We start from the raw sequence: 16,615 nt of genomic DNA on the forward strand, positions 1-16,615 counted from the left end.
CCACACGTTATTATTTTGCTGCGTTATTTTTGTATCAATAACCAAACTTTAGTTAAATTATCAGCTAAAGCATGGCTAAATGCCCTATTTTCTTAAACAACATAATATAAATGCAGATAAAATTATTTTAATTTTTATTATTGCTGTAAGTGCTAAAAAACAACGCATTGCACTTTAACCTTTATAAAAATAAGCTAACCATCTGTTTAAAAACAATAAAAACTACATTTAACATCAAATACTACATTCAGCTATAGGTATATAAATGTTACTAAATAGTTTCATACAAGACCTTTGACTAATCGTAATCTGTTGCTAGCTGCTTTATCCTGCCGCCTCAATTTTTATTTGCTTTAAACAAAGCTGTATTTTTATTTTGAGTGAGCAACCATGTTGCAGGAGAAGCCATGAATACCACGCCGCAAGATGATATTTCATCTGATGCCAAACCAGGAGCGGATACTCAAACCGCTACCAATAGCTATAAAAATCTACACAAGCCTAGCTCTGAGTTTAATAGCCGAGACGAATACCTAGAACACGAGCTGCAAATTATGCAGCCTAAACGCTGGCGCCCAAACTTACCCTTTAGAGACTACAGATTCGAATTTGAAGACGCTATTCCTGCAATGGCTGCCACCATAGGTAAAGTGGTTATGGTTGCCGCTATTGCCGCAACGTTTGCAAGCCCACTGGGTTTAAGCGACGCTTTTGTTTTAGAAAACGTGCGTTACGAATTACTTATCGTCGCCTTTTTTATTATTTTGTTTTCAGGCTTTATTTTACCTACCGCTAACTTAGCCGGTACTCATGGCCCTTTAATCCCGTTAATTCCAATTGTAGTTGCAGCAGGGGGGCACCCTATGGCATTTGGCTTGCTCATAGCTGCCTTTGGTTTAATTTTGGCAATAAGTAAAGGCGGAACCCTACTGGCTAAACTAACCAGTAAAGGCGTATGTGGCGGGCTTTTACTCTACCTAGGGTTTATAGGCATAACCTCGCAAGTTAAAAAGCTGTTTGCATGGGCCGAAGCCATCGATATGACCCACATTGCCTTTATTGTTATTTTTTCCACTATAATTTTATATGCCATGTTAGAGCATTTTAAAAAGCGTTGGTTAGCCGTACCACTTAGCTGTATTTTAGGCGGCGCAATAGCTTTTGCATTAGGCGCACCGTTTGAGTTTCATACTGCACCGGGCCTGCCAAACATGGACCCTATGTACTGGTGGGGCGAAGACACTGGCTGGATGTTAGGCTTACCTACCCTAGAAAGCTTTGTAGTAGTACTGCCATTTGCAGTGCTTGCTGTTGCTATGTGGTCACCGGACTTTTTAGGCCATCAGGTATTTCAAAAAATAAGCTACCCAAAACGTACCGAAAAAGTACAAATGAATATAGACGACACCATGCTTAGCGCATCAGTTAGGCAAACCTTTGGCTCGCTACTGGGCGGCGCTAACTTTGCATCATCGTGGGGCACTTACATAGTGCCTGCAGCCATTGCTAAACGCCCAATACCAGCAGGCGCTATTTTAACCGCACTATTTTGTATTATTGCCGGCGTATGGGGCTACCCTATGGACCTTGCAATTTGGCAACCTGTGCTATGTGTAGCGCTAATAGTAGGGGTATTTATTCCACTACTAGAAGCCGGCATGGAAATGACTCGCGTAGGTAAAACCACCCAATCAGCTGCTATTGTAGTATTTGCTTCAAGCTTAGTTAACCCAGCATTTGGTTGGTCACTCACCATATTGCTAGACAACTTAGGCTTTATTGGCTGTAAAGAAAGAAGTAAAGAACTCACCCGCATGAGCCGCTGGATCATTCCACTGGTCATGTTTTTACTACTAACCAGCGTAATGGCCATGGTAGGCATGCTGCCAGGTATACCCGCGCTAGTATCAAGCTTTAGGCACTAACTTTAAAAGTTAGCTTAAAGTAAATTACTCCCAGTAAGCGCATTTTATATGCGCTTACTGCGTTTTAAAGCTTAATTTTTTAGGTGGCAGCATAGAGCGATAACCGGACACTTAAAAAGTTAAATTTATTCATGTGTTTTAAGTAGAAATCTAATTTTGTCCAATAACATTATTAAACGCCGTTTTGGGGCAAAATAACATGCTTAATTTCTAGCTATTTTAATTACTTGTTTACAAAGGTAATTATTGGTGAAATTATCATGGTATGTAATATAGGCCATTTTGGTGTGTTATAAAGCACCAAAAAATGGTGTTCAATAAGCGGTTATGTATACAAGGAGAGTTTGGTGGAATTAAATGACTTTTTCGCTTCAATAGACTGGGCAATTGTTGTTGCGCTATTAGCCGTTTTTGTTAGTGTGCTCACTAAGGTAGATCAGAGCAAGCTACAAAGGGAATCTATTGAGCTGCAAAAATCACAATCTAAGTTAGCAGAAAAACAGTTGCAACTAATTGAAAGTGAAAAGAAAATTTTACAAAGTACAGTCGAGTTGCAAAAAGCACAAGCTACATTATCCCAAAAGCAATTAGAGTCATTTGAAAAAGAAGAGACCCAAAAGTTACAAGCATCTGTTCGTTTAGACTTAAGAAAGGTTTCGAGTAACAACTATAAGTTTTTCTTATCAAATAATAGCCAGCAAAATGCTAAAAATGTTTCCTTTGAGTTAAATATTCCTTCAAATTATTCTAGCCCACTCATCAGTAGTGAAGTGGAAGAAAAGCTTCCTATATCTGTTCTCGGTTCTGGAAGCGATGTTTCTTTTATAGCCGCAATTTGTGATGACACTCCTTTGGGATTTAATGCTACAGTTTTATGGACAAATCCTGATGGTTCACAAGGTAAGTCAGAAATATATGTGTCTGCGTAAATGCATGCCTTACAAGAAAAATCTACAAGGACAAATACTGTTTGGCTTTTGTCACTGCGTTACAAAATTATTGCCAAACACTATTTGCCCGTTATTTTGGGGTTAGCCATAAAGAACATAAAGAACATAAAGGAATAATCATGTCTCATAAAAAAGTCGAAATAACTGAATACAACTATACAGAGAAACTGGGAAAATCTTACTTTAATTTTTCCGATATAAACCCATCTGTAAGTTGCACAAACCCATTATGTAATAACCCTAATGTTGCGGCTAAATTTGATGTTGCTCAATTTAGTTGTGAAGGTAAAGAAAGTATAGGTCGAGACTGTAAAAGGCTATTCGAAGTAAAGTTAATTAACTAGTTAATTATGGCTAACAAGGCAATAAAGTCGGATTAGTAACGGTTTATTGCGGCGTTAGCCTTTTATAGGAGAGTATAAATTGTCATTCAGTGGTCATCTCTCTGGAGATATCTATTCTCATTGTTGGTTTTATGAATCAACAAGGCGATCATTTCAATTTGAAGGTTATGGTAATATTTGTGGGGGAATTACGGCGGTGGCCTTAACTGCATTTATGGTGGAAAGCTATTTGAACCTAAGTTGTAAATTGATCTTTGATTTGCAAGCTAGGGTAAACGAAGTACTTGATTCTTATCCTTCTGATTTCTTTGATGTTATTGATGACAAATCAGTTAAAGGCACTCATATAAACGATAAAGTTGCTATTGCTTATGGATTTAAAGAGCAGTTGGATAACCTAATAGGTGTGTTTAATGACAACTTATTTGGTCGAAAAAAAGTAGACTTTAACCGATTATGTGTCGGAAAATCATTCTATGAAATAGATGATAAAATAAGATTTTCTCCAAAAGCCAAATTTTTCGCTTTATCTGAAGTTTTATATGCTGATGACACTAAAAAAAAAGAGCACCGAAAACTAATAGAACATTTATTTAATCTAAGAAATTCATTAGCTCATGGAAGGTCTGAATTCGTTTCAAGTTCAGTTTGGATTGAAGCAGATGATAATAGTAGCTTCTCCTCTGAGTCCATACCTCCTCTTCAAGCAAGCTGGCAAGAACAATGCTCTATTGTAAATGCAAAAAAAGCATTCGATGATTCATGTGAAATCATCAAATTTTTAAGTTTAAGTGCATTCAATGATAAATATCCTTTTAGAATGCCAACTCAAATTGGTGCATTTTTAAAGGGCTAAAAAGGCATTTAAACGCAAATATAACAGTGGGTTACGTTTCGCTCCGCTACACATTATAACCCACAATTTTAGTCCGCTGAGTGCGGCGTTATAAATCACAATCGGAATTCTCATGGAAATAAAGGTCATAGCAATAGAGTTAAATAGACTGTCAGAGGCAGTAAGTATTGGGCAGTTTGATGAGGCTATGAACGGTGCCGATATTTTGTTTCAACAAGTCAATGAAGATACTAAGAGAAGTGCTCATTTTTTTACAATTATATCTAATGTTGCCAGTATATTTATTGATATTGGGCACATGAAACCATGTGCTGACTCTGCTCAAAAGGGTTTGAATATTCTCAATGAGCATAAGAATGAGATAGCCGAACAGATTGGAGAAGATGCCTATTTTTACAATTTGAGTAATGCAAAATCAAATTTAATCAGTGAGAAGAACCCATTTAACCATACCTTCTCTACGATTGAGCAACTTGTAGAGATAAAAACAGACCTTTGGAAGGCTACCAAATTATTCAGAGATAAGAATGCTGGAGAATTTGAGCCAACCTTTATTGTCAATTTAGGAAATTCCTTGAAACAGCAGTTTCGAATAGTTGAGGCTATGGAGTGCTACGACCTAGTTAATTCATTAAATCAAGATATCCCCCAATCGTGGATCAATAGATCTGAAACTCTTATGATACTTAACCAAGTTTCGAATACAATTACTATACAAATGCTGGAACAGATTAAAAATGGGTATGAAAATGTACTTTTATCAGAGCAGATTCCTCCAATGTGGCATGACCATTATAAGGAACAGGTTGCTTTTCATGAAAATAAGATTAGCGAAGCTTGTGAAGATGCTGGTATTGAACCTGATTTACATGATTCAGAAAAAACTAAAGATGAATACGAAAAACTAAGTAGTTACAGAAAATTTTGTTTAGACAATAACTTAAGTTTATCTGAACATGGTTTGTACTGTCCATGTATAGGAAGCGCCAGAGATAATTTAACTATACCTACTGCCGGAGGAGTGGTTGGTGATTTTGTTATTCCGATGGAAATGGTTCTTAATCGGTTAAAGTCAGAGTTTGCGTTCTCACGACATTTATATTTTGAATACCTTACAACAGAGAGTGATTTTGAACTACTTCACGACTCATGTTTTTCAGAGCTTTTTAATGATGAGTTACTAGGTATAGATGTTGAGAAGCTTAGAACTTCTTTTCGATCATGCTTCGGTATATTGGACAAAATAGGTATAGCTATTTGCGAGCTATTTGACCTCTATCCCCCCAATAGAAAAGTCTATTTCCAAAGTTTTTGGCAACTCGACCGTGACAGTAGAAGAGAACTTTTTAATAGCATTAAAAGTCCGGGACTTCTAGCTTTGTATAGTATTGCTACTGATTTGAATGACAAAAAAGATGGTGAGTGGTCATTTTTGAAACAGTTAAGAAATGACTTGGAGCATGAGTTTGTGGTTGTTCATAAGAGCGAGGCTCCAAGTGATATCTATGAGTCTTACGAATTCATGGATAACATAGTATTTATCAAAGAAGATGATTTTATTGAACATCTTCGACGTATATTGCAATTAACAAGATCTGCAATATTTTCGTTTGTATTTGCAGTGCGTGATAAAGCATTAAACGAAAAGAAAGATGGGGGTATTTATCTTCCTGATAGCATCTATCGACAAGATTATATATTTGAAGAGCAAGATTTATAACAAGCACATGTTGATGGAGCCAAAGGGATTAAACCTTAACTTTTGACCGTCCGCAAATGGCACTTTGGCGAAGTCCGCCTAGAGCGATCAGCGGTCATTGATATTGGCTAAATATCGTAGTTAATTGATTGGTCAAATTGCTCTTTGCAAATATATTCATGAAAGTGAGCTGTGTACGCATATTGATCTATTTAACGTTACTAAGAAATTTTAGAAAACTTAGTGATAGTAATACCTTAGGTTATTTGTTAAAACTGTATAAAGTAGAAAAATGAGTGTGACATCGGCAGAAATATGCGCGATGAGCGCACTATTAAATTGTTAGCTGCCTCAAGGAAGATAAATACTATGCGTAAACTTATAATGATATTTGCTTTGATTGGTGCTTTAGTTGCTAGTTGGAATTACCTTACTTTGCAAAAAAAACTATCTGGCGTATTAGCCTCAGACCCAAGAAATGAAGGAATTAGTGTTTTTGTCCATTTTGAATGGTTTGTTAACCCAAGCATTATAGTTTTTGATATTAGAGATGTTCAATCAGATAAAAGTCCATTGGATGTTTCAAGAGTCCTATTACAGCTGTCTGAGAGTTTAAAAGACAACGAGTACCACAGAGTTGTATTGTCATTTAAAGGTCGCCAAAAATTTATGCTTGAAGGTAGTTACTTTAAGGAAACAGGTATGGAATATGGTATTCAGAATCCTGTTTATACTTTAAGGAGCTTATCTCAAAATGTATACAAACTTGATGGCTCACAAGCTTTTTCAACGTGGACTGGCGGCTTTATCGGTGTGCTTGGAAAGCAAATGGAAGATTTAACTGAGTTTCATAAGCAATGGTATATAAATGAACTAGCTACTGGCAGCTAACAAACTGTTTAAATTGGATAAAATTACGCAGGCTTGGTTTCGCTCCGCTTCACATTATAGCCAACATAAATTTGCCTATTAACAGGGCGTTTTGGCTGTAGAATTACTCTTTTTAAAGAAAACAGCCTGTTTTATGGGTTCCAAATGCATTACCTAATGCTCTAAAAACGCTTAGAATTAATTGCAGGAGCTCGTTTTTTAATTGATTTTGGCTGTTGGAGTTATTCTACAGCCTCGTTAGCCTTCAGGAAAATTTAACTATGGCTTCCCTTTTAGAACATCCTGATTCACAAGAGTTCTTTGACCATACATATTCGCTACTGATGGAAGAGGCTGACAGAGGATGTGTTTTGCTTGGTGTTTCTTTATTGGATGAAGAACTAAATAAAATGTTTAAATCTTTTGTTCCGGAAAAAACAAGCAATAAGCGATTAAAAGAAATATTTGATGGCAAAAGTGCTTTTGGCAGTTTGTCTGCAAAGTTGGATATAGCTTACGTTTGCCGCTTATTGCCTTTAGATTTAGTTAATTGTCTGCATTTACTGAGAAAACTTAGAAATAACTTAGCACATCAAGCATCTCCGTTTTCTATTGAAGAAAACTTGGATCAGATATACGAAATATTCAATAAAACTAGCGGTAACCTGATTGCTGGAATGACAAAGCTATCTGGTGAGTTTGCTTATGGCCAGTTTATAGAAAAAGTTATGAGTACTAATCACCCTACCGATGAGGGTAAAAAGCTTTTCGAGTCAAAAGAAGAAGCCTTTGCATATTTAGAGATAAATGACGATGTGCAAAAGACGCTTTTTGAATATAGAATAAAAATTATGCTGGTAATAGGTATTGCTAGCTTGGGTAGCTTAATAATATTTCATAGAGAAAAAGTACTGAGAAAATTCGAATAGTAAGCCTAACAAATGCATTAAAATGGATGTCTAACAGTTGGCAGTCGCTCATTCTTCGCTTATTTTAGTCAACTATAATCCGCAACTTATGCGGGAGTTGCCAATGTCCGCAATTGGCACTTTCTAGCCATTCGACAACATAAAATGCTGATAATAAATTGGCAAGATATTTTACTGTGTCGGATGGCGCTTCGCTTATCCGACCTACACTTGGCACTTTTCGGTCAATCGATAATACAAAACGCTAATGTTAATTGGCACTGCCTTTTTTCATTGGGTTTCGCTGCGCTCAAACCAACCTACCAATAAATTAAGTTCATAATAAGTTGCGTAACAGTTTTCTGAGTAGTTTAAAAACCTCAAGGCTACTATGGCGCTGATGCTGGAGTATATCTACATTAGCAAGCCAACCTACGTCTTCAAATTCTAGCGCTAGTTTTACTAACTCACCATTTGTAAGCGCTTCTACTGCAACATGGTTTGGTAGTAAGCACCAACCATAACCCTGTATTGCAAGCTCAAGTAATACAAAGTAGTTATCTGCATACCAAGTATCGGGGCTAATTTTTAATTGAAAACTACTTGTTAGCGTATTACGTGATCGAATAAGTAACTGGCGGTGCAAACGTAAGTTATCCATATTTTCACAAACCTGACCCGCTAATGGGTGCGATTTAGCCACGTATAAATCAAAGTTTACCGAGCCAATACATTCATAATCTAAATAGCTCGGAATATTTAATTCACTAAAAATAATACCTGTTAAAGGCTTTTCGCTTTTTAGCATATCAATTATGTCGAGGCTAGACGCACTTAAAAATTCAAGCGACACATTAGGGTACTTAATTTGAAATTCAGAAATAGCCTGTGCAATAACCCTTAGCGGGATCCCCTCGTCTAAGGCGACGGTTATTTCTCTTGGCGTTTGATCGTTTAATGTTAGCGCAGAATTAGTTAAACGCTGATGCTGATTAAGCAATGCCATAGCCTGCGGTAATAACTTTTTACCCGCATCGGTTAATTGTGGGTATCGACCAGTACGTTTGAAAAGTGTGGCATTGCAGTCTATTTCTAAATTAATAATGTGCTGACTTACTACTGATTGTGCCTTACATAAGTGCCGTGCAGCAGCCGAAAATGACCCAGTATTAACGGTTGTTACAAATGCTTGCAGTTGTTCTACGCTAAACATATCGCTTTTCCAGATACTACGTAACTATAAAGTACCTTAATAATGGATGAAAATAGCTACCTAGTCATTAAAAAATAGGCATAAGTTAAGAATGAAAACAGTTGAGCGAATATTTCAGGCAATTCTTTTTGAAGTAATAGTACTTTGTATAATTGTACCTACATCGGTTGCTATTAGTGGATTCGACACAGGTAAAATGCTTGTTGTAGGTATCGGTTTATCTTTATTTGCTATGGTGTGGAATTATGCTTACAACATTATGTTCGACAAGCTTATGGGCTTTAATCGTTTAGAGCGAGGCTCGGCCTTACGCATTACCCATGCAATTGGTTTTGAGCTAGGAATGGTGGTAATTACACTGCCCGCAATTGCTTTTTATTTAAATATTACATGGCTGGGCGCTGCCATTTTAGAAGCAGGGTTTTTAATCTTTATACTTATTTACACATTTGTATTTAATTTGGTTTACGACAAATATCAACCTTACAAAATCTTGTTTAGTAACAAGAAATCCCAGTAGCCCCCAAAAAAACATGCCTCTATTACTATTTAGCGCAATAGGGGTATGTTTTATATAAACCAAATACCCACCTTTTAAATGCCATTTATGGGATTTACTATGCAGCTTATGCTTATTTATAAAATCAATTAAGGTCAATATACTAAGCTAGTATTTTATTAATCGTTTAATTAAATAGCAGGCAATGTTCTGTCGTTAAATAAAAATTGGCTGCCTTGTCTGTTTAACAGCTTAAAACTATTTATATTGCGACTTTCTTATATGGTGTTTTTGTAAGCCTTTATTACCTTATCAATTTTAAGCTAAGAATGGTGCAAGGGATCATGTTGGCTATGCAATTTAATGGCAACATTTCTTAGAGCGGCTACTTCATTCTAATTTATAAAGGAATCATTTAATTATGTGGATAATTTTTGCATTACTCGCCACGGTTTTTTTTGGCGCACGAGGAATAATGTATCAATGGACATCCCAGAAAAAAATTGATCGAAACTTATTATTATTCGGTGTGTTTTTTGTCGGATTTATAATCAGTGTTTTGGGTGTAACCTTGTTAAATCAAAAGTGGTATGGCTGGGCAGATATTACTGTTGGCTTAGCGTTGGGCTTTGGCTCTTTTGCCGCTAATGCTTTTTTGCATAAAGGTTTTTCGGTTGGAAAGGCTTCGCTTATTAGTATTTTGTCGGGTTTAACTCCTTTATTTGTGTTGGTTTTTGCCTTTTTATTATGGCAAGAAACCTTAACAACGCTGCAGCTAATTGGCTTTTTTATTATTTTTGGTGGGCTTTATATTATTCGCTACTCTAATGATATTTCGTTTACTAATTTACAAGGGGCGCAATGGGGATTACTGGCTGCATTATTCTTTTCGTTTAATGACTTACTAGGTAAGCAGTCTACTTTGCTGGAGGCCGATACGTTCGCTACGCTCACCTCTATGTTTGGTTTTGGTAGTTTGCTTTTTGCTATTAGTTGGTTAGTAAGTAACAAAAAACAGGCCAGTGACGCAAATGACTCTCGACCTAATTGGTCGCCAGTAAAAACGTTTTCTTGTGGGTTACTTATTGGATTGACGAATGTGGCTGGCATGGTTGCAATAATATCGGCTTTTGCAATTGGCAATACAGGGCTGGTTTCTGCTATTTCTGGTATGAATATTTTAATAATTCTTTTGTACTCACGCATTATTTTAAAAGAGTCGTTTACTCGCCAAGAGCTGTTAGGACTAACGACCGCTTTTATAGGGGTAATTGTACTAAGGCTGAGCTATTAACGCTTAAAACCACACACAGTAAGGACATTTCGGTAAATAATTAAATAGGAATAGTAAAAATGAAGAAGAAGTTAGCACTAATAGGGTGTGGTTATTTAAGCCAAACTATTGCTCAGGCTGTAAAAAGTGGCTCTCTTGCTGGTTACGAGCTAGTTGCGGTATTAGGCAGAAACCCAATTAGAACCAAACAATTTGCTGATTACTTTAACTGTACACCATGCACAGATATTGATGCGTTTATGGCTTTAAAGCCTGAGTTTGTAGCCGAAGCTGCATCGGCGGTATCTGTAATCGATTATTGTGAAAAAATATTAGCCGGTGGCTCGCACTTAATTGTTTTATCTACGGCGGCATTTGCAGATGTAGCTTTGTACCAAAGAGCCATAGCTGTAGCAATAAAAAATAATACTAAAATATACATTGCCGGTGGTGCAACAGGTGGCTTTAACCTGCTTCAAACCGCTTCATTTATGAGTTCAACACCGATTGATGTAACAATAACATCTAAAAAATCATCTGGTTTTATTGCTCGAACCCCTTTTAACAAAGAGGGCTTAATGAACATAACTGAGCCAGAAAGAGTTTTTAGCGGAACAGCTAAGGAAATTATTGATATTTTTCCTTATGTTTTTAATGTTATTTATGCAACTTCGCTAGCAAGTGCGGGGCCAAAAGCAACTAAATTTAATATTGATGCTGTGCCTAACTTTGCTGGAGATGACTACAGAATTGAAGTTAAAGGTGAACAAGTAGCTTTAGATTTAACAATTAAATCGGGCGATTATGCTATTGCAGCATGGAGTGTGGTGTCTATTTTAAATAATGCGGCTTCTCCGGTCGTTTTTATGTAAAACACTAAGCTGAGCGGCTATAGCAGCCTGCTATTCTCACCTTATAATATTTATTATTCATAAATAAAAAGCCGATACTGATTGCAGTATCGGCTTTTACCTATTTGTAATTCAGGTATTAAAAAACTAATTAGTTATTGCTGAGTTTTAATTAGCTTTGCGGTGTAATTAAGTATTTTTCGCCTGTGGCTTGTTTAGAGTAAGCCGCTATTGATGCTAATTGTAGCGCCTCAGACAACGACACTTCATGGGTGTAATTACTGGCAAATGTGGTAGTAATTTCATCGGCTATACGTTTACGCATTGCCACTACCGTATTCGTGCCTAATTTACCAAGCGCATTAAATAATAAAAACCCATTTACGCCCCAAGCAAAGCCAAAATTACGATTTAGCGTAATAGGGCCGCGATCAAGTGCGCCATAAATATAAACTTGCTTGAAAGTATCTGAGCCATACACGCTATACTCTTCTACGTCGCGAGTTATAGCAGCTTCCATACAGTTAAGAATGTCGCTGGTTAGTTGGCCACCGCCAATTGGATCAAACGCAATTGTGGCACCAGTGGCAATAATTGCTGCGGTTAAATCCTCAAGAAACGACTCACTACTAGAATTAACCACATACTTTGCGCCCATGTTACGTAACAGTGTTTCTTGCTCTGTTTTGCGTACAATATTAACTAAATCAATACCGTCGGCAATACAAATACGGTTTAACATTTGCCCAAGGCTAGATGCCGCCGCCGCATGAATAATAGCTTTATGGCCTTCGGCGCGCATGGTTTCTACCATAGCTAGTGCTGTAAGCGGGTTAACAAAAGACGATGCGCCTTGCTTAGCGGTAGTGCCTTCTTTTAACTCTAAGCAACTTTGTACATTAACGCAGTGATATTGACGGTACGTTCCGCCGCCAATTACAGCAACCATTTTACCCATTAATGCTTGTGCCGCTGGCGATGAGCCCGCAGCAACTACAGTACCGGCACCTTCATTACCTACAGGCGTTGCTTTATTAACACGTGTTTTGAGCGCTGGCATAAACTTAGCTGGCACATTAGCTGTAATAGCTGGGCTTTGCCCAGTACCCGATTGCGTTGCTGTAGACATGTCAGCGGCGCTGAACATAACCGCTAAATCAGATGGGTTTAATGGCGCAGCTTCAATGCGAATAACCACTTCATCGGCACTTGGTTGTGGCATGTCGATGTTTTGTAAGGCAAGCGTTAGTGTGTTGTCTTCGCTGATTGTTGAAGTAAGTTGGATATTTTTGTCTGTCATCGGGATTTGCTCCTGCACATTATTAAATTAGTTAAACCAATAAGGTTAATGAATTGGCTGTTTTATAGCTAAGCATTAGCTGCTTGAATTTGCGCTGTGACCTTTTGCATAAACTCGGGCATGTTTGCGAGCCGATCTACCTCTACTTTTTGCGCAATAGCAGATTGGCGCATGGTGTCGTTCCACTGTTTCATTCCCGGTACATCACCCAGTACATCCCAATTAAGTTGGCTGGCACCAAAAGCGTTAACTATGGTGTTTACGTGATAAACGTAAATATCTGCCATAGTAAACTGCTCACCCGCAATCCAAGGTGAAAACTTACACAAGCGACTCAAGGCGGTAACACCACGGGTTAACACTTGGCGTACCTCATTTTTAAGCGATTCTGGCGCGTTTGTACCACTAAACGCATACGGTATAAGGCGTCTGCTTGGCAGTTCAAAGTACAGCTCTGCTATTTTCATAATTTGGCGCACTGCTGCACGCTCGGTGCTATTTTTTGGATAAAGCGGAATATCTTGGTATGACTCTTCAATATAGTCGCAAATAACACTCGACTCTGAAATATTAACGCCCTGAGATGTTGTTATAACTGGCACTTTACCCGCAGGACTCATTGCCAGTAACTCGTCACTACCACCGTAAATAAGGTGCTCTTTAAATGGCAGTTCTTTATATAAAAGTACATGTTTTACTAGGTTGTAATAGTTGCTAGCAGCAAAACCGTGCAAAGTAATCATAATAAATTTTCCATCATTAACGTGAAGGGACTTTTTAATTACCTAAAATGCAATTAATGCCTCAGTGCTTAATACACTGCGACTGGGCTATTTAAGCTAAACACATTATTACTGGTTTTAATTTGCTTATATATAGGGGTAAATGCTAATCACTTTTGCTTTTAAGACAAAAATAGAAAACTATTTGGCAAGGAGGTAGTGGCGGTACTAGCGCTCCCTATTTACATTTTTTAATAGGGAACCCCAGCTAAAGAAGTTATTTTTGTTGGTAATAATTTACGTTAAATTAAGTAAAACAGGCGAGCTCAGCAAAGTTATGCCAACAGGCTAAACTTGGTTATTACAAGCTCGGCGCTGAATTACTGCGGCTCTAATATGGTCGTAACTCAAGTTAAATAAAAAAGCATAAATAGTAATAAAAATAGTCACGCCTAAGTCCATTAAAAAAGCATTCCATAAGCTCACCGATAATAAATAAGCCATAATTGGAATAGTTAACACCAGTAAACCCGCTTCAAATAAGATAACGTGAAATAGCCGCATTGAAAAAGTACGCTTAGTTTTATCTCCTTTAACATAAAGATCAAAAACCCAATTAAAAGCATAATTCCAAACCATGGCGACACTCGCAATAACTATCATAGTTCCTGATAATGCAGCGATATCGTGCTCAGTAAAAGCAGCTAAACCGGCAATCGATAAAGTTACTGCTATTACTTCAAATGACACAGAGTGAAACACACGCTCTACAGCTCTCATTGTTATATTTCTCCAATAAAGGTCTTACTTTAAAATTAAGTGATTAACACAAAGCAATTAACACTAAGGTGATAAAAAAGGATAACGAAATTATTAAGCGGCGATTATGACAGTCAATAAAAACAGATAAAGTTAACAGCTATCACGAATAGTGATAATCTGAGCCAAATACCTGTAACTCTCAGACACACCATGTATAGCTTCGAGCAATTGAAAGTATTTATCACTGTATGCGACACCGGATCTTTTTCAGCTGCTGCTCGTAAATTAAAGCGTGCTCAATCGGGGGTAAGTCAAGCCATTGCAAACCTTGAAATAGCCATTAATCAAGAGCTGTTCAATCGTGATAAAAACACTCCGGTATTAACTGATAACGGCAAAACCTTGCTGCCAATTGCAAAGTCTATTTTGCATCAACAAAAGTATTTTGATCAAACAATAGAATCGCTAGCAAAAGAGCATGAGCATGAAATGGTTATTGCTGTTGATGAGAGTGTAATGAGCCCAGACTTTTTAAATATTCTCATGCCGCTTGCCGATAAATACCCAATAACTCACTTTGATATCATCACCACCTCAACCTTTGATGTAGAACAACTCGTTCGTTCGGGTAGGGCGCAAGCCGGTATTGTTTATGCCGACGGTGAGTTAAAGGTGGATATGGATTTTTTCTTGCTAGGGCAAGCACGCTTTTTAACCGTAGCATCATCGACCCACGAATTAGCCAAACTAGCTAAAGTGCAAGGCTCTGATTTAAAACGTTATAGACAATGTGTACACCGCAGTGCTGAACATAAGGAGTTATGGTTTAGTTACGGTATTAGCTCTATGTTGTGGTATGCCAACACTCACCAAACACTGGTTGAGTTAGTTCATGCGGGCATGGGGTGGGCAAACGTACCTGAGCTATCAGTAAAAGAGCAGATAAACCAAGGCCATATTGTCGCATTGCCTGTTACCCATGAGTACAATGGGTGGTTAACGCCTGTAGGATGCTTAATTTCTCGAAGCCATCAATCGGGGCCTGTACTAACGAGTTTAATTGACACTCTTCAACAGTATCATTTTAGTAAAAACAGCTGGAAAATCAGATAAGCTACCCATTGTTTTGATAGAATAATTGTCACTTTTAAACAAATTAATCTATCATAAACACATAAATTTTAGAGCCTGCTTTATGATAATTTGAGGGCGTTTTTCTGCTTAAATTTTGCATTTAAAAAACCAGAGATTAATGTTTTCCTTACTCCTGCGTTTAGTAAAATATTAATTTTATTTCAGTTTTTTATGAGCAACGTCCTTTTCAAAGCCTTGTTATTCCCAAGGGCAATTTTAAAGTTGAGTTAAAAACAACAAATGGAGCAGCTCGTTGGATCAACTACGTGCAATTAGGTATTTTAGTAAAGTAGTCGAAACTGGCAGCTTTACCAAAGCAGCCAGTACTTTTAACGTGCCGCCGTCGTCGTTATCAAGGCGCGTTGCAGATTTAGAAAAAAGCTTAGGCGCTACGCTGTTAAAGCGCTCAACCCGACTCGTTAAATTAACAGAAGTAGGGCAAATTTATTATAACGATATACAGCAAATTTTGAGTCAACTAGAACAAAGTAATGAAACCGTACGCAGTTATCAAACAACGCCAATGGGGCGTTTACGTATTAGCTCTATGGTGGGGTTTGGTGAGCAAATATTATTACCTTTGCTAGATGAATTTAGCGCCTTATACCCTGAGATAGTGCTGGATGTTAGTTTAACTGATCAGCTATCGACACTCGGACGCGACGATGTTGATATTGCTATTCGCGGTGGTTACGCACCCAATGAGCGAGTACTAGCAATAAGGTTAATGGACAATGGTTTTATTCCGGTGGCATCACCTTGTTATTTAAAAAAACACGGAACACCTAACAATGCGATGGAACTAAAGCAGCATAATGGCCTTTATTTTAAAGCGCCAACGGGGCCAACGCCTTGGTTATGTAATATGGACGGCCAATGGCATGATGTATCTGGCCCTGCTGTGGCTATTTCTAATAGCGGATCGTGGCTAGCAAAAAAAGCGTGCAACGGTGAAGGTATTTTAATGTCTACTCGGTGGGCGTTAGCCCCTTATATAGACTCAGGTAAGTTGCAACAACTTCACTTTGAACATGAGTTAGCTATAACTCAAAATGCTAATATGGCTGTGTATTTGCTGTATCAAAAACAGCGCTACTTAGTACCTAAAGTAAAAGCGGCAGTAGACTTTTTAGTGCAAAAAATAAAGACAGAAAATGAACAATAAACACAAAGTAACAGATTCCCTAGGCTGATTAATTTACAACTGCGTGGTTTGTTAAACAAAACCAACCGCAGGTTACTTTCGTTTTTTGCTTACGCAAACTGTAAACCCCCATTACAGTTTGCACAAAAGCCACAAATTAACACT

Annotated in this window: 16 protein-coding genes; 12 read left to right on the top strand and 4 right to left on the bottom strand. The window is 37.6% G+C overall.

From position 1 onward, the window contains the following. The first annotated feature begins 407 nt into the window (after positions 1-407). The 7 genes from I6F41_RS00105 to I6F41_RS00135 all read left to right on the top strand — a co-directional run bounded on the left by I6F41_RS00105 (position 408) and on the right by I6F41_RS00135 (position 7,573). Positions 408-1,925: a DUF3360 family protein gene (locus I6F41_RS00105; protein WP_182684459.1), complete on the top strand. Its 1,518-nt coding sequence runs from the start codon at positions 408-410 to the stop codon at positions 1,923-1,925. Positions 1,926-2,272: 347 nt separating this feature from the next. Then, on the top strand, positions 2,273-2,854 hold the full coding sequence (locus I6F41_RS00110; RefSeq protein WP_197107430.1) for a hypothetical protein: 582 nt from the start codon (positions 2,273-2,275) through the stop codon (positions 2,852-2,854). A gap of 41 nt (positions 2,855-2,895) precedes the next feature. After that, positions 2,896-3,219 (top strand): hypothetical protein, encoded by a 324-nt coding sequence (locus I6F41_RS00115; protein ID WP_197107432.1) that lies wholly within the window; start codon positions 2,896-2,898, stop codon positions 3,217-3,219. A gap of 79 nt (positions 3,220-3,298) precedes the next feature. Then, positions 3,299-4,075 carry a hypothetical protein gene (locus I6F41_RS00120; protein WP_197107434.1) on the top strand — a complete coding sequence of 259 codons (777 nt, stop codon included), beginning with the start codon at positions 3,299-3,301 and terminating at the stop codon, positions 4,073-4,075. 112 nt (positions 4,076-4,187) lie between these two features. Next, complete coding sequence (locus tag I6F41_RS00125) at positions 4,188-5,795, top strand: LA2681 family HEPN domain-containing protein (RefSeq protein ID WP_197107436.1); 1,608 nt, start codon at positions 4,188-4,190, stop codon at positions 5,793-5,795. Between the two features lie 348 nt (positions 5,796-6,143). After that, on the top strand, positions 6,144-6,665 hold the full coding sequence (locus tag I6F41_RS00130; RefSeq protein WP_182684457.1) for a hypothetical protein: 522 nt from the start codon (positions 6,144-6,146) through the stop codon (positions 6,663-6,665). 260 nt (positions 6,666-6,925) lie between these two features. Next, positions 6,926-7,573, top strand: coding sequence for a hypothetical protein (locus tag I6F41_RS00135; protein WP_182684455.1), 648 nt, complete (start codon positions 6,926-6,928; stop codon positions 7,571-7,573). A gap of 316 nt (positions 7,574-7,889) precedes the next feature. Here the strand turns inward: I6F41_RS00135 and I6F41_RS00140 are convergent, their stop codons facing one another. Then, positions 7,890-8,765 carry a LysR family transcriptional regulator gene (locus I6F41_RS00140; protein ID WP_182684454.1) on the bottom strand — a complete coding sequence of 292 codons (876 nt, stop codon included), beginning with the start codon at positions 8,763-8,765 and terminating at the stop codon, positions 7,890-7,892. 91 nt (positions 8,766-8,856) lie between these two features. Here I6F41_RS00140 and I6F41_RS00145 point away from each other — a divergent pair, with 91 nt between their 5' ends. The 3 genes from I6F41_RS00145 to I6F41_RS00155 all read left to right on the top strand — a co-directional run bounded on the left by I6F41_RS00145 (position 8,857) and on the right by I6F41_RS00155 (position 11,409). After that, on the top strand, positions 8,857-9,285 hold the full coding sequence (locus tag I6F41_RS00145; protein ID WP_182684451.1) for a PACE efflux transporter: 429 nt from the start codon (positions 8,857-8,859) through the stop codon (positions 9,283-9,285). A 400-nt stretch (positions 9,286-9,685) separates the two neighbouring features. Further along, positions 9,686-10,558 carry a DMT family transporter gene (locus I6F41_RS00150; protein WP_182684449.1) on the top strand — a complete coding sequence of 291 codons (873 nt, stop codon included), beginning with the start codon at positions 9,686-9,688 and terminating at the stop codon, positions 10,556-10,558. A 59-nt stretch (positions 10,559-10,617) separates the two neighbouring features. Next, complete coding sequence (locus I6F41_RS00155) at positions 10,618-11,409, top strand: aspartate dehydrogenase domain-containing protein (RefSeq protein WP_182684447.1); 792 nt, start codon at positions 10,618-10,620, stop codon at positions 11,407-11,409. Between the two features lie 151 nt (positions 11,410-11,560). On the opposite strand, the gene I6F41_RS00160 is transcribed toward I6F41_RS00155, so the two are convergent. From I6F41_RS00160 to I6F41_RS00170, 3 genes are all read right to left on the bottom strand, one after another. After that, positions 11,561-12,688 (bottom strand): zinc-binding dehydrogenase, encoded by a 1,128-nt coding sequence (locus I6F41_RS00160; protein ID WP_182684445.1) that lies wholly within the window; start codon positions 12,686-12,688, stop codon positions 11,561-11,563. Between the two features lie 68 nt (positions 12,689-12,756). After that, positions 12,757-13,431, bottom strand: a complete 675-nt coding sequence (locus I6F41_RS00165) for a glutathione S-transferase family protein (protein WP_182684444.1) — start codon at positions 13,429-13,431, stop codon at positions 12,757-12,759. Positions 13,432-13,758: 327 nt separating this feature from the next. Next, the gene (locus tag I6F41_RS00170) at positions 13,759-14,190 is read right to left on the bottom strand and encodes a PACE efflux transporter (protein ID WP_086996219.1); all 432 of its coding nucleotides are present in this window, start codon (positions 14,188-14,190) and stop codon (positions 13,759-13,761) included. A 192-nt stretch (positions 14,191-14,382) separates the two neighbouring features. On the opposite strand from I6F41_RS00170, the gene I6F41_RS00175 reads away from it, so the two are divergent. Next, positions 14,383-15,285 (top strand): LysR family transcriptional regulator, encoded by a 903-nt coding sequence (locus tag I6F41_RS00175; protein WP_011329658.1) that lies wholly within the window; start codon positions 14,383-14,385, stop codon positions 15,283-15,285. A gap of 274 nt (positions 15,286-15,559) precedes the next feature. Further along, positions 15,560-16,471, top strand: a complete 912-nt coding sequence (locus tag I6F41_RS00180) for a LysR family transcriptional regulator (RefSeq protein WP_011329657.1) — start codon at positions 15,560-15,562, stop codon at positions 16,469-16,471. The last annotated feature ends 144 nt before the right edge of the window (positions 16,472-16,615 follow it).

Origin of the sequence: Pseudoalteromonas sp. SCQQ13 (assembly GCF_015864415.1) — a bacterium.
Lineage (GTDB): Bacteria > Pseudomonadota > Gammaproteobacteria > Enterobacterales > Alteromonadaceae > Pseudoalteromonas > Pseudoalteromonas nigrifaciens.